Genomic DNA, 13959 nt, shown 5'->3' with positions numbered 1-13959 from the left:
ATCGGCGAGCTGATTTCCGCATTTGTTCCATGATGGTCAACCAGGCGCGACGCGCGTCGACGGCTGTTTTCCATGATAAAGGTACCCTGCAGAAATATGGCAGGTTCGGGTGGCGAAGCTTAGAGGAGCGCTCTTGCCTCCACTACGTCCACAGTGGCAAGCTCTCCATCGAATCCTGCCAGCGTTCGATCAAGGCGGCTTTTTGCAGCGCCGAGACCCTCCATTGGGGTACACTTCACTATACTGGCTGCGCAGCGAAGCTCCCAGAACCTTGCGCCTTGCTGAGAGGAAATCAGATATCCTTCCATGAGAAGCTTCCGGGCGGCATCGACGTCTTCGTCGAGGAGCAGCAGGCCCTTGAGGCGGTAGAGTTCTGCTCGACACCATCCGGCATTTTTCGATAGGGCCCGGTCTATGGCCGTACGGTCTGCGAGGTGGCCGCCTACGATCAGGCAGTTCTCAAACCGCGCACCGCCGGCGTTTGCTAGCGCCTTGTTGAAGCGCTCCTTGTCATCCGATGCGAGGGCCATGGAAACCTGCTCGAACGTGAAAGCCCATTCCTGCCAACGGAGCAGGGAATTATCGCCGGATTTTTCAATGAGGAGGCCGAGCAGGCTCCGACCAGGTCCGACCTCCCTCATGCCAAAAGCGGTGGGGCAGGCCGAGACCGCAAGATAGAGGCAGGTCGAGATCGCGTGGTCAAGGTTAATTGCTTCGGCCAAGACGGTGTCGAGTTGCCGCATCGCCGCTCTTAGTTCACCCTGGACCCATAAGGTCTTGACTACAGTTGAAAGAGCGCTGAGCCTTTGGTCGTAACTTGCTCCATTATTCAGTGTTCCCCGAACGCCGACTTTCGCCATTTCGAGGGCTATGTTGGCATGTCGCATAGCACCTTCGAAATCACCTATGTAATGAAGGTTGTGAGCGAGCATGCGACTAACGGCGTTCGGCAGTTTTTCATCGCAAAGGTCATCGAACTTTCGCGCAACGTTGATCGCATCAATGTAGTCCCCATTCATTGTGTGGATCGCGGTTATGCCGCCGCTCGCGCGAAGTATGCCCATATGATCGTCGAGGTCTTTAGCGATCTGGATTGCTCTGTGGTATTCCGCAAGGGCTTGCGGATCTCGCTCGGAGCTTTTGATGTGATAGATGGTGCCTGCGTGCGATAGCCGCAGGTACATCTCGTGACGTGGATCAAGTACCTCCGTGGCAGACGCTCGGGCAAGCGCAGTCTCGATCACGACCAGCTGTTCGATCATAAATCCCAGTTGCGTCCAGATAATGTTCGAGGTGGCGGTGAGTTCAATTCCGAGGGCATCGTCGCCATCGGCGGAAAATGCCCAGGCGAGGGCGATGCGCAAATCGTGGATGAGGGCACCATGCAGCCGCAGCCACTCGTCCGTTTCAAGTTTAGTCCAATCCGCCTCTGACTTTTTCAATCTCGCGGAGCAATGGCGGGCATGTGCATGTTGGGCCTCCCGTTTGAGGGGCGATGATGCGAGTTTCGCGGAGGCGTAGTGGCGTGTTGTTACGAGAAGCCTGTAGCTTCCGCCCTCAGAAGTGACGTTTAGGAGGGATTTGAGAAAGAGGTCGTCGAATGCTTCGTAGAATTCGTCATCGGAAAGATGGTCGCCCGCGACAGCGCGGGCGTCCTCGGCGCTGAAAAGTCCGGCAAAGGTTGATAACCGGAGCAGGAGTTCCTTTTCAACTGGAGATAACGTTTGGAAGCTCCAGTCGAGCGCCGACTGCAAGGTTTGTTGTCTTGCGGGGGCATTTCGCCTTCCGCGACGAAGAACTGCAAGCGGTCTTGCCACGGAGCGATGCAGCTCCCTGATGTCTAGGTCGAGGGTTCTCGAAGCCGCAAGTTCAATGGCAAGCGGGATACCCTCCAATTTTCGCACAATGTCGGCAGACAATTCGATTATCTCGGGTTGTCTCAGGTCCTGCTCGTCTTTGAAGAGACCAGCCATTCTGTAAAACAAGTCCAAAGCCGCATAGCCTAGCGCGTCCTCCGCGATTGTGCCCTCTGGCGGGACGGCGAGGGGCGGCAAGCGACGGATGCGCTCGAGCTGTATCCTGAGTGGCTCTCTGCTTGTCGCGAGAATCGAGGACGTCGGAACTTCGAGAAGGATCGATTCTGCTGCTTCCGCTGCAGCATCGATGACGTGCTCACAGTTATCGAAAACAAGAAGTGTCGGAGTTTTTCGCAGTTCTGTCGCCACAGCCTGGAGCAATTCCGAACCGTAGACGCTCAGGCCGAGCTGACTGGCGAGCGACGGCATCAGGCTGGCGTTTTCGGACAAGGAGGCGAGATCGATGAACAACACTCTTCTTCGGCCCAAGAAGCGTTCTGCGATGGCGATGGCAGCGGACGTCTTTCCGATGCCTCCCGTGCCCGTGATGGTAATGATGCGCGACTGCTGTAAAAGGTCAGTTGTTGTTTCGATGAACTCATCACGGCCGATGACCTTGTTCGCGAGGCGCGGAAGGTCTGCTGAGGACATGCTGGACTTCGTCGTGACGGACGCAGCGCCGTCGATCCGAACCGGTGGCACGAAAACGTACCCCTTGCCGGGCACGTTATCTATGAAGCCACGAGCGCGCTCTCCCAAAGATTTGCGGAGCGAAACCAGCGAAACACGTAGCGTACCTTCTTCGACCCCGGTGGTCGGCCAAACCGCACTCAGGAGCTCATCCTTGCTGACCACCTGACCCGCACGTTGAGCGAGCACGGCAAGAAGATCGAATGCTCGGCCACCAAGTCTAAGTGGTTGGCCGCCCGCCGTCAGCTTACGATTTTGAACGTCCAGTTCGAAACCTTCGAAGTGCAGAACGGTCATGGGATCCCCAATTGTTAAGTGCCCTTCCAGAATTCCGATGCAGTCTTATCTTAAAGACACCGAGACTTGGATTAGTCCCACGCCTCCAGCTCATCGAGCCCGGCAAGCTTTCCTTCTTGAGCCTTATAGAAATAGGGGCTGCAGATCAGCCATCTCTTCAACGGCCTCAATGGCGGCATGCATATCAATAGCATGAATGGCCCCGTAATAGACACTTGGTCCACACCGAAACTTCGCACGAAACCAGAGGCCACACCGCGAGAAGTGGACTTGGGACACACGCAAGGCAAATGACAAAGAAGGCCGGGCCGCCCGCCGGCTCTGCAAACGAGTAATCAAGGTCACACACTTCGTACGAATCCCCCGTCAGGAAGCATTGAAGAGGTGGCGCCTTGCCCACATCGCGGGCACCGTTGGCGTAGACCCGTGCTCAATGGCGGCAAAGGTGGATAGTCGTTCGTCATCACGATTTCCCGTCGCAAGATGTCACTTAAGGTCAAGGTTGCCAGAGTCTAAGAGACAGTCTTCACTCCTTCGCTGCGTCCCCGCGTAGCACGCACATCTCCGCGAAGATTGTCAAAATCGATCCTCCGATCACACCACTCGGCTTATCGAAACCGGATCATCCAATATTTGATGTTGCGAGCCACTATCCTTGTGCCCGGATAATTCGCGCCTCCAGATCGTGAACCGCGCGCGAGCAGCTTCGAAAAAAGAGGAAAAACCTTTGGCGCGAGTTCTCGTCCTGTTTGCGCATCCGGCGCAACGGTCGACCGGTATCAATCTATCTATGGCGAGGCGCGCCCAGCAGGTCGCGGGGGTTACCTTTGTCGATATCTACGCCGAATACCCTCGGTTCGACATAGACGTCGAACGTGAGCAGAAGCGGTTAATCGATCACGACGTGATCGTGTTCCAGTTCCCGCTCTTTTGGTACTCGACGCCCGCTCTTCTGAAGCAATGGCAGGATCTGGTTCTCGAGTACGGCTTCGCTCACGGGCCACACGGGAAAAAACTTGCCGGAAAGCTGGCGATCGCTTGCATAACCACGGGAGGCAGTGTTCGAGACTATTCGTATGAGGGCGGAAACAAGCATCCGTTTTCCATGTTTATCCTGCCGCTACGACAGACGATTGAACTGTGCGGAATGACCTTTCTTCCGCCATTCGTGCTGCATGCGGCCAACCATGTCGATTCCCCCTCCGCGAAAATTCATGTCGAGTCCTATCCAATGCTCCTGGAGGGCCTGCGTGACTCGTCGTTGGACATCGGCGCGCTTGGGCGACGGGACGAGGTTACGGCCGGCGATCTTGCGGAGTTCGTTGGCCGTCGGGAGATAAGCTGATGTCCGGCTTGCTGTTGCCTGCTTTTGCCTATCTGGCCTCCTCGGTCCTCGCCGTCATCGTCTCCCGTAGGCTCGGTCTCGGTTCCGTTGTCGGATACATTGTTGCCGGCGCTTTGATGAGCCCGGTTTTGCAGCTTTCGGAAGCCAACGCCGGCTATCTTGAAGAGATCTCGGAATTGGGCATCGTGATGATGCTCTTCTTGATTGGCCTCGAAATCGATCCCAAGATGGTCTGGCGCTTGCGTGCAAAGCTCGTTGGGTTGGGTGGTTTGCAGGTCGTCTTGACGGTTGCGGTGGTCACCGTCCTCAGCGTCTTCCTTCATATCGAATGGCAGCAGGCGGTTCTGTTTGGCTTTGTAGCGGCCCTTTCATCGACGGCGATCGTATTGCAGACCCTTGAGGAGAGAGGGATGCTGGACTCGGACGGTGGCCAGGCGAGTTTCGCGGTTCTCCTGTTCCAGGACCTGGCCGTCATTCCGATGCTCGCGTGCCTTCCGCTGATGGCACCCGGCGGCCAGACGCCTGGAGCCGACCGCGGGGCTGGCTGGCTCTCCACTCTTCCAGGCTGGGCGGCCGCACTTCTTACGCTGGGTGCAGTGGCGGCGGTTGTTGTCGGCGGTCACTATCTCTCACGTCCAATCATGCGCGCGATCGCTAGAGACCGACTTCGCGATATCTTCACGGCGTTTGCGCTTTTGGTGGTCGTGGCGATTGCCCTGCTGATGTCATTGGTTGGATTGTCTCCGGCGCTTGGCGCTTTTCTCGGCGGGCTCGTTCTTGCGAATAGCGAATTCAAGCACGAACTTCAAAACGATATCGAGCCTTTCAAAGGTCTGCTTCTCGGCCTGTTTTTTATGACGATAGGCGCGAAGATCGACCCTTCCGTAATGGTGGCCAACTGGGATGTCGTGCTTGGCGCAACTGCGGTGCTCGTAATCATTAAATTCGCGGTCCTTTTTCCGCTCGGTCGTCTCTTCAGATTGCGGGATGCTGCCGGATGGCTCTTCGCACTGGGGTTGGCACAGGCGAGCGAATTCGGATTTGTCCTGCTCTCGCTCGGTCAAAGCATGGGGCTGATAACCGGAACCTCTGCATCCATCGGGGTGCTCGTCATAGCCTTGGGAATGATAATCACGCCTGGGCTTTTCATGCTCTTCGACCATATGGCCGAAAGGATTGAGAGACGAAAAACACCGTCAACAGAGCCCGAGAGGCCAGGCAGCGGAAAGGTCATCGTCGCGGGCCTTGGCCGTTTTGGCCAGATCGTGAATCGCATGTTGCTGGCCAACGGTTTCGTGCCCGTTGTCCTGGATTACCGTGCGGACGTGGTCGATGACCTTCGTAAATTCGGAGTGAAATCATATTTCGGCGATGCGGGGCGTCCTGATCTGCTTCATTCGGCTGGCGTCGCCAAGGCGGACCTGCTTGTGGTCGCGATCGACGACCCAGACCGCACGATACAGATCATCGAGGCGGCTCGCCGAGCGAACCCTGGGATCACAATTATCGCTCGCGCTTATGATCGGTTGCATCATTACCAGCTTGTTGACGCGGGCGCGGATCACATTGTCCGCGAGCTTTTCGGAAGCTCGGTGGAGGCAGGGGGCCTCGCGCTCAGGACAATGGGCATGCATCCCTACGAGGTTGAGAAGCGAAAGAGCGTGTTCGTCCATCAGGATCTCGCGGGCCTCGCCCGAATGGGGACGCTGCTCGACGAAACGACGCGCGTGTCCGACAACGAGCTCTTTGTCGCGGGCTTCAATGATATCGGGCGCGTCATCCAGGAGGCGATGCTCGGACGGCGCGAAAAATACGATGAACTGGTCCAGCGTGGTTGGAGCCCTCCGGAATTGGAAAGCAGCTTCGCCGCGCAAGAGACTGAAATAGACGAACGAGCCTTAGGAGCCGGACAATGAAATATTCCATGAAAATTCTGTTGGGTCTGGTCTCCCTGGCTGTGGTGGGTGCAGTTGGAGCCGGACTGTTCTTTTTCTATCCCCATTCGCTTCCCGAGGTGGCTGCGAGCGCAAAACAGCCATCTGGGCAAGAACTTATCGCACGCGGCGAATATCTGACGATCGCTGGCGACTGTGCCGCCTGTCACAGCACGAAAGGTGGCAAGCCATTCGCTGGAGGGCTGCCGTTCAAACTTCCATTCGGAACTATCTATTCGTCCAATATCACTCCGGACAAGGAACACGGTATCGGCGCTTGGAACGATGCGGAATTCGTCCGCGCGGTGAGATCGGGTGTCGATAAGCATGGCGAGAACCTATATCCCGCGTTTCCCTATGCATCCTACGCCTTGCTTTCGACCGACGATATCCTCGCCATTCGTGCCTATCTAAACACTGTCACGGCGGTCTCGGACTCTGCGCCTGAGAACACGCTCGAATTTCCGTTCAACCAGCGCTGGCTGATGCGCGGTTGGAACCTCCTGTTCCTGCCCTCGCATCCCTTCGAAAACAATCCTTCGAAGGATGAACGGTGGAACCGCGGTGCCTACCTTGTCGAGGGCCTAGCGCACTGCGGCGAGTGTCATACTCCTCGAGGTCTCATGTTCCAGAGAAAGCAAGGGCAAGCCTTGTCGGGTGGCGAGGTAGACGGATGGAAGGCCTGGAACATTACAAGCGATCCCGAGACTGGGGTCGGTAACTGGAGCGATGAAGATCTGAAGGCGTTCCTCGCAACTGGGCATGCGAAAGGCCACGGCCCTGCCGGCGGCGCGATGCGGGAGGCGGTAGACCTTTCATTCAGCAAACTCCCGTCTTCCGACATCGAAGCTATTGTCTCCTATCTGCGAACGGTTCCGGCCGTGAAAACCGGTCTCGAAACGAAGGTGGTTCCATCTGGGCCGGATGCGTCTGCAGTGCCGTCCGGGGAACTCGGCGCTCGCATCTTCGCAGGCGCCTGCGCCAGCTGCCACGGAAAGGACGGCGGTGGGCTTGCGAACGACCGGGCATCAATTCAGGGTTCGCACGCTGTGAACGATCCCGAAGGCAGCAATCTGGTGAGAGTGATCCTTAAGGGCTCTTCGAATGAGGCACGTCTACCAGGCCAGATGATGCCTGCCTTCCACGCGATCTATTCCGACGAAGAAGTTGCTGCGCTCGCCAACTACGTGATCGAGCGGTTAAGCGGAAAGAGCGGCAAGGTAACGGCGAAGGATGTGGCAGCGGCGAGGGAGTGAAACCTTTCGCCACGCCAGTCCCGGCGACATCGCGCGTAATGTTACGCCCGGGGTTCGGACGCTCAAAACCGGGAGCAAGAGCGGCCGTACAGTCGGCAGGTGACGGTCTCGTTTATCGAAGACGGCTTGCACGCGATCAGGCCGTGCCTTTTACAATATTATTGTAAGTTGGGAAAACCCCACCCACCGGCTTGCCCTTGGTGCCACAGTACAGAGCAGTTTTCCTGCATCAGCCAATCCTTACGCTTTGGTAGCGTAGCGGCTGCATTTGCGGAAGGGAGCTTTTTCCGCATCTTTTCCGTGGCGGCTTGAACTCGGGTAGCAAAAGATCGCGGTTCAATAGAGCCGTTGTTCGATAGGCGACAGCAACTCAGTTGCTAAATCTGACAATCAAGGACAGCCCACCGCCTGAGCTCGTTTGGCGGAATTCAGTTGGTAGGCATTGTCCGGAAGAGTCTTGGACTCAAGGGGCTTTTCGGTGCAGCCGTCATCAGGGCGACCACGACCAATCCGGCGACTGCAAACCAGAATGCTGCGAAGAAGCTGTCGCTATACGCAAGGACGGTGGCTTGAGTTCGAGCCGAAGCCGAAACCGTGGCAAGCGCTTTGGCGGTTCCGTTGCCCGTGCGATCGAGCAGATGGCTCAATCCCGACAACTGGTAGCGCAGAAGAGGAGAGTCATTTGTCAGGTGTATTCCGAGGGCGTTGGAATGAAATTGCTCTCGGAATCGCAGAAGTGTAGCGATGAAGCTCGAGGCGAGTTCCGCGCTACCCAATCGGCAGACCTGAATGTACGCGGACGTAGCCGTTGAAGTCTTCGGGTCCGAGTTGCCGACGAGGAAGACAAATGAGGCAAAATACGTCATCGCCTGTCCTGCCGTGCTGAGCAACAAGATCGGTCTAAAGCTCTCCGGAAACCATTGCGACGTTACCTCCGTGCCCATCATTGCAGCGACTCCCGTGACGGACATGCCGATGATGAGTACGATGCGAGCATCAATGAAGTAGAGAGCAACTCCAGCGATTGCAACAAGGAAAAACGACGGGATCACAGCGTACCAGATGAACAGATCTCCGATCTGGTATGGTCGGAGGGCAGTGACTGTCTGCATCATGCCAGGGATCAGACTGCTGCCCATAGCGCTTGCAAATGTAAAAATGGTGACCGCGGCAAGCCCCAGTGACACGTTACGTATGCGCAGGACGCTGACGTGAGCCCAAGGTTGGGCGACAACAGCCTCGTTGACCAGGAAGACGAAGAACAGAAAACCACCTGCGATCAGAGCGCTGGCAATTGTTCCGGATTCCAGCCAGTCCAGCCTGTTTCCCTGGTCCAGCCCGACGTAGAGAAACGCCATGGAAGCACCAAGCAAGAGCATTCCACCCCAATCGGCTTTCCCGAGTTGTTTCCGATCGATTGGTTCCTTCGGCGCGCCCAATACAAGGAAAACGCCGATAAGCGGCGCGAGCAGGACATCTTGCCAGTAGAGCCACTGCCATCCGAAATCCTCGCCGTAGTAACCGACGAGAACGAATCCGAGGCCCTGAGAGAGCGGAATTCGCAGGGTATAGATCGCGAGGCCGATCAGCCAATGCTTGGGTTGCAGGTTTCGAAAGACGATCATCAGTGTCGCCGGAATAAAAACACCGAGAAGAAGCGCCCTCACTATGTGCGCGATTATGAGCAGCGTATGATCGTGAATCGCAGGAATGCCCAACGAAAGAAGGGAATACACGACGCTGGACGGGACCATGATCCTGCGCACGCCGTATACCGTGATCAGCCAGGCCACAGCTGACGCGATCAATATCTGGGGTGCGTTTGCCGCCGTGTAAAACCACGAGCCTTCATCGAAGCCCATGCCGAAGGCTCCGCGTAGGTCGGGAAGCCCCACCGTAAAAACGCGGGTATCAAAACCCACAACGAAAGAAGCGAGTAGTAGGGCAGCGACTATGAAGACAGGACGTTTCGTCGCGGCCGGCTGCGGGACGGACATGTCCGCGAACTCCGTCACTAGTGTTGTCCCCGCGTGTCGACGGTCACAGTCGCCGACAGGCCTGGGCTCAGTCTGTCGCGTAAGGGCTGCCCGTCGTCGATCGCGATCCTGACCGGGATACGCTGCACCACCTTGGTGTAGTTTCCGGTCGCGTTGTCCGGCGGGAGCAATGCAAAGGTCGATCCGCTGGCCGGTGACATTCTCTCGACCCTGCCCTGCAAGACAGTGCCTGGATATGTGTCGAGTTTCACCTCGGCAGCCTGGCCGATGCGCATATTCGCCAGCTGTGTTTCCTTGAAGTTTGCGGTTACGTACACTTCGTTCGGAATGATCGGGACGACGTTGCCGCCAATGCTCAAATAGTCGCCGACATGCGCGGACTTCTTGCCTACGGTTCCGTCAAAGGGTGCATAGATGCGCGTGAATTCGCGATGAAGCTCGGCCGTCGCAAGGGATGCCGATTGTGCTGCGATCTGTGCGTCCAGAAGGCTTTCCTGACCCCGCAGAACTTCCAGCTGAGCTCTCTGCTGCTCGATAGCAGCAGTCGTCGACTCCGCGGATGCATGTGCCTGAAGGTAGGCTGCGTGGGACTGTTGAAGCCGTTGTTCCGTACTCGCCTGACCAAGGTCCTGTTGCCGCTCGTATTCGAGCCTCGTCTGTTCGAGGGACGCAAGTGCGGAATCATGTTGGGCCGTTGCAGCGACGATTGCCGCTCGCTGCAACGCCTCCTGGTTCGTGAGGTTCGCGCGCGATGATTTGGCGGCGGAAACATTCGCCGAGGCGAGCGAAGCAGTCGCCTCATACTCCCTTGGATCGATCTCGGCGATGAGATCGCCTTTTCGGACGTGCTGATAGTCGGCTACATGAGCCGATACGAGGTTGCCGGATACCCTCGCACTGAGAAAACTGACGTCTGCACCGATCGCGGCGTCGTTCGTGGTCTGGTATGCGGCGCTGGAAGTCCACTCGTTCCAACTTCCGCCAGCGTAAAACACTCCGGCCAATGCAATCCCGACGGCGATGACGGGCAGCAGCATTCTCCCTATCACGCTCGGCCATTCTGGCCTTCCGCTTTCGACGGGCGATGCGCTGCGAACATCAGACGTTATCGTTGCGATTTGATCGGTCATGGAGGTTGCGTTCATCGGAGTGATCGGAGCTTCGTTTTATTGACGGCAACCTACCCGCCGCATTGATGGCAATTACAGCCATCGCTGGACGGCTTGCTGCACTTCGTGAAACGCTCTGCTGGGACTACGCGCGCCCGGGCCGCGCGCGACAGTCCCATATTTTACGCAGCAGCGATGCCGTTCAGCGTTTCGTAGTCCGGATCCGAGAGCGTGATGTCACGCGAGGCGACGTTTTCCTCAAGGTGATGCACGTTGGATGTTCCGGGGATGGGAAGAATGACAGGACTCCGCCTGAGCATCCAGGCAAGCGCAATTTGCGTGGGAGACGCCTTATACGCATGCGCGATTTCATCCAGGACGGAACCCCTGCGCGTCAACTCACCCGATCCGAGCGGATACCAAGGGATGAAGCCGATGCCATTCTGCTCGCAGTATTCGAGCACATCCTCGCTTTCGCGATCGATAAGGTTGTAGCGGTTCTGCACCGTCGCAACCTTGAAATACTTCGAAGCTTGCTTGATCTGATCAACCGAGACTTCGCTCAGGCCCGCGTTCTCGATGGTGCCGGCGTCAATCAGCTTTTTGATCGTATCGAACTGTTCCGACGCGGGAACGCGCGCATCGATGCGATGTAATTGCCAGAGACCGATGCGCTCCACTCCGAGCCTCTTCAAGCTTCCGTGCGCTTGCGCTACCAGATACTCCGGGCGTCCGTTTTGACCCCACTGGCCGGGGCCGCTGCGAGTAAGGCCCGCCTTCGTGGCGATCAACATTCCTGGATACGGATGCAATGCTTCCCTCACAAGTTCTTCGGAAACGTTGGGACCGTAGGAGTCGGCCGTATCCACGAAATTGACACCGAGCTCCGGAAGCCGCCGCAGTGTGCCCAGGACGCCGACGCGATCAGTGGGAGGTCCCCACACGCCTGAGCCTGTGATCCGCATAGCACCGTAGCCGAGCCGGTTAATTTCGTAGTTCCCGATCTTAAATTTCCCGTGATCGGCAGTTGGAGTCGTGGACATGCTGGCCTCCTTGATGTTCGGCAATCTGTGGCCGCCATGACACGGCGACAACGAACTTTATGATCAGATTATTGCGCGTGCAGACTTGTGAATTGTACGATCGCGCTCACTCGTGACTGGCGGCGGTGGACGCGTTTTTAAGGCCGCATCCTGTCTGCTGTGGAAATGCCCCTGCCCGAGATTGCCTCAACGGGGCAGAGGCGTTTCTAATTCACTCTCGAGCAAATGGCCCTAGTGGCGGTGGCCGATCAGGGCATCGCTGGGTGTTGCTGCGCGAGCGGCATATGTGTCCGCCTTAACCTGATGACCGGCGATATCGATGGCGGCGTACGTGACGACCGACACGATGCTCAAGCCGTACAGACCGGCGACGATAAAGAATTCGAAGTTCTCTCGGGATTTTTGAAATCGCATGGAGCACCTTCGGGCGACTGGGCGCGATGCGAGACGCCGGGCACGGGAGCGGTCAAGTGACAACGCCCATACATGGGCACACTTTGCGCTCGATTTCGGTGTTTGGGCGGCGGACGGATCTCGTCCGCCGCGGATTGACAGAAGGCTGAAACATCAACCCTTGATAAAGGCCAAGAGGTCGGGGTTGATAACGTTGGCATGCGTCGTCAGCATTCCGTGCGGATAACCGTGGTAGACCTTGAGGGTGCCATTCTTGAGGAGCTTGACCGAGAGCTTGGCCGAGTCGTCGATCGGAACGATCTGGTCGTCGTCGCCATGCATGACAAGCGTCGGCACGGTGATCTTTTTCAGGTCCTCGGTCTGATCCGTCTCGGAGAAGGCCTTGATGCCGTCATAGTGAGCCTTTGCTCCGCCCATCATTCCCTGACGCCACCAGTTCTGGATCGCTCCCTGCAATACGGTCGCGCCGTCGCGGTTGAAGCCGTAGAACGGGCCGGTCGGCAGATCGAGGAAGAACTGGGCGCGGTTTGCTGCCAGCGCGTTGCGCAATCCATCGAAGACTTCGATCGGCAGACCACCGGGATTAGAAGCGGTCTTGAGCATCAATGGCGGGATGGCGCTCACCAGAACGGCTTTGGCGACACGGCCCTGAGGCTCGCCGTATTTCGCGACATATCGTGCCACCTCGCCACCGCCCGTCGAGTGACCGATATGGACGGCGTTCTTGAGATCGAGGTGCTGGTACACCGCGTCGGCGTCAGCCGCGTAGTGGTCGATGTCATGACCATCGGCGACCTGGCTCGAGCGACCGTGACCACGACGGTCGTGGGCAATCACACGATAGCCATGCGCCAGGAAGAACAGCATCTGGGCATCCCAGTCGTCGGACGAGAGCGGCCAGCCGTGGTGGAACGCGATCGGTTGGGCGTCCTTCGGACCCCAGTCCTTATAGTAGATATTCACGCCGTCTTTGGTTTTTACGAAACCATCGGTCATCGAAACTTCTCCGTTGTGGGTGGTTTGGGATTGCTTCTGTGCTGCAAGGCCGGGTGCCGCCATCACAAGCGACGCGGCCACGCCCGCCATGAGGGTCTGTCTACGGGAAAGGGCCAGGTTAAAATCGTTTGTCACCGGAGACTCCATCTCGGTCAGAGTTGATGGAGTGAAAATAGGGGCACCGGACGCGGCGATATTGTCACATCCCGCCGCATAGCGCTTTCATTGCGCATGGCTGATTTCAGAGAAACCGTTGCGAGCGAGAAGTTCGAACTCGCAACGAAGAAACGATTTCTAAAGAGCAACGCGAACGCTACGCCCCCTTAGCTCGCCGCCAGCAACGACATCGCAATCGAGTAAAAGTTTTCAAGCGCGTTATTGGCGTTGCTAACCTTCATCCTCAATACCGCTCCCTCGTAGGCATCTATCAAGAAGCGGGCGAATTTAGCCGGTTCAAGGTCGCTCTTGATTTCTCCGCCGGCTTGGCCTTCCCGAATGGTTTCGGAGAGCAAATCAATCCAGTCCGTCAGCGATGCGTTCAGGGTTTCGCGAAGCAATGGAATGCTATCGGACGTTTCCGCGGTAAGATTGACGATCAGGCAACCCCGATTGTACGGTGCTTTTTCGTGGCTTTCCAACAGGTGACGGAAGTGGTGCGCGATCCGGTTCAAGGGAGTGGTGCCAGAATCCTTCAGAATGTCACGTCGTGTCGAGGCGACGTAGTTCGCGACAACCTCGACTGCAAAAGCTTCCTTTGTCTTAAAGTGATTGTAGAAACTGCCTTTGGGGACGCCCGCCTGATCAACGATTTCCTGTACGCTGCAAGCTGAGTAGCCCAGTTCACGGAAACGATCTGCCCCAGCGTTGACGAGCCTCTCCTTCGTCGTTGGACGCATTTGTGTCTCCTTTCCCTGATCAATAGGGATCATTGGCATAAACTGCAGCGTTTGGGGGGTGAAATGTCGGCGCTGATGGCTGGTACGCATCCGCGGCCTTCTTAAGATTCACAAATCTTACGACCT

The 13959-nt window shown here is 57.1% G+C and carries 10 protein-coding genes and 1 pseudogene; 3 read left to right on the top strand and 8 right to left on the bottom strand.

Annotated features, from left to right (window positions below; all coding sequences use genetic code 11):
- Positions 1-119 precede the first annotated feature (119 nt).
- Both QRN60_RS07035 and QRN60_RS07030 read right to left on the bottom strand, forming a co-directional pair.
- The gene (locus QRN60_RS07035) at positions 120-2843 is read right to left on the bottom strand and encodes an ATP-binding protein (protein ID WP_111791595.1); all 2724 of its coding nucleotides are present in this window, start codon (positions 2841-2843) and stop codon (positions 120-122) included.
- A 71-nt stretch (positions 2844-2914) separates the two neighbouring features.
- Positions 2915-3307: pseudogene (locus QRN60_RS07030) on the bottom strand (DUF983 domain-containing protein).
- Positions 3308-3570: 263 nt separating this feature from the next.
- Between QRN60_RS07030 and QRN60_RS07025 the strand changes: the two are divergent.
- Genes QRN60_RS07025 through QRN60_RS07015 form a run of 3 tightly spaced genes read left to right on the top strand, consistent with a single transcriptional unit; the run spans position 3571 to position 7378 of the window.
- Positions 3571-4188, top strand: a complete 618-nt coding sequence (locus QRN60_RS07025) for an NAD(P)H-dependent oxidoreductase (RefSeq protein ID WP_045534756.1) — start codon at positions 3571-3573, stop codon at positions 4186-4188.
- A complete protein-coding gene (locus tag QRN60_RS07020) occupies positions 4188-6104 on the top strand; it encodes a cation:proton antiporter domain-containing protein (protein WP_111791596.1) in 1917 nt (638 codons plus the stop codon). Before QRN60_RS07025 ends, QRN60_RS07020 begins: the two co-directional genes overlap by 1 nt.
- The gene (locus tag QRN60_RS07015; RefSeq protein WP_045534760.1) at positions 6101-7378 is read left to right on the top strand and encodes a c-type cytochrome; all 1278 of its coding nucleotides are present in this window, start codon (positions 6101-6103) and stop codon (positions 7376-7378) included. The genes QRN60_RS07020 and QRN60_RS07015 overlap by 4 nt, the downstream gene beginning before the upstream one ends.
- 428 nt (positions 7379-7806) lie before the next feature.
- Here the strand turns inward: QRN60_RS07015 and QRN60_RS07010 are convergent, their stop codons facing one another.
- The 6 genes from QRN60_RS07010 to QRN60_RS06985 form a co-directional block, all read right to left on the bottom strand.
- Entirely contained in the window at positions 7807-9375 is a 1569-nt protein-coding gene (locus QRN60_RS07010) for an MFS transporter (RefSeq protein ID WP_165001897.1), read from the bottom strand.
- A 17-nt stretch (positions 9376-9392) separates the two neighbouring features.
- Complete coding sequence (locus QRN60_RS07005) at positions 9393-10505, bottom strand: HlyD family secretion protein (RefSeq protein WP_111791597.1); 1113 nt, start codon at positions 10503-10505, stop codon at positions 9393-9395.
- A gap of 161 nt (positions 10506-10666) precedes the next feature.
- Positions 10667-11527: an aldo/keto reductase gene (locus QRN60_RS07000; RefSeq protein ID WP_045534800.1), complete on the bottom strand. Its 861-nt coding sequence runs from the start codon at positions 11525-11527 to the stop codon at positions 10667-10669.
- 231 nt (positions 11528-11758) lie between these two features.
- Positions 11759-11941 (bottom strand): hypothetical protein, encoded by a 183-nt coding sequence (locus QRN60_RS06995; RefSeq protein ID WP_111791598.1) that lies wholly within the window; start codon positions 11939-11941, stop codon positions 11759-11761.
- 153 nt (positions 11942-12094) lie between these two features.
- Entirely contained in the window at positions 12095-12937 is an 843-nt protein-coding gene (locus tag QRN60_RS06990; RefSeq protein WP_082074497.1) for an alpha/beta fold hydrolase, read from the bottom strand.
- A 323-nt stretch (positions 12938-13260) separates the two neighbouring features.
- Entirely contained in the window at positions 13261-13923 is a 663-nt protein-coding gene (locus QRN60_RS06985; RefSeq protein WP_234904960.1) for a TetR/AcrR family transcriptional regulator, read from the bottom strand.
- Positions 13924-13959: the final 36 nt, after the last annotated feature.

Origin of the sequence: Agrobacterium sp. CFBP2214 (assembly GCF_030209895.1) — a bacterium.
In the GTDB taxonomy this organism is placed as follows: domain Bacteria; phylum Pseudomonadota; class Alphaproteobacteria; order Rhizobiales; family Rhizobiaceae; genus Agrobacterium; species Agrobacterium radiobacter.
Note: the sequence above shows the minus strand (reverse complement) of the source record. Positions and strands in the feature narration are given on the sequence as shown.

Bases quoted from the DNA above. Each gene is read 5' to 3' on its own strand.
- QRN60_RS07015 (WP_045534760.1), top strand. From the start codon at position 6,101: ATGAAATATTCCATGAAAATTCTGTTGGGTCTGGTCTCCCTGGCTGTG.
- QRN60_RS07035 (WP_111791595.1), bottom strand. From the start codon at position 2,843: ATGACCGTTCTGCACTTCGAAGGTTTCGAACTGGACGTTCAAAATCGT.
- QRN60_RS06990 (WP_082074497.1), bottom strand. From the start codon at position 12,937: ATGACCGATGGTTTCGTAAAAACCAAAGACGGCGTGAATATCTACTAT.
- QRN60_RS07020 (WP_111791596.1), top strand. From the start codon at position 4,188: ATGTCCGGCTTGCTGTTGCCTGCTTTTGCCTATCTGGCCTCCTCGGTC.
- QRN60_RS06985 (WP_234904960.1), bottom strand. From the start codon at position 13,923: ATGCGTACCAGCCATCAGCGCCGACATTTCACCCCCCAAACGCTGCAG.
- QRN60_RS07010 (WP_165001897.1), bottom strand. From the start codon at position 9,375: ATGTCCGTCCCGCAGCCGGCCGCGACGAAACGTCCTGTCTTCATAGTC.
- QRN60_RS07000 (WP_045534800.1), bottom strand. From the start codon at position 11,527: ATGTCCACGACTCCAACTGCCGATCACGGGAAATTTAAGATCGGGAAC.
- QRN60_RS07005 (WP_111791597.1), bottom strand. From the start codon at position 10,505: ATGACCGATCAAATCGCAACGATAACGTCTGATGTTCGCAGCGCATCG.
- QRN60_RS06995 (WP_111791598.1), bottom strand. From the start codon at position 11,941: ATGCGATTTCAAAAATCCCGAGAGAACTTCGAATTCTTTATCGTCGCC.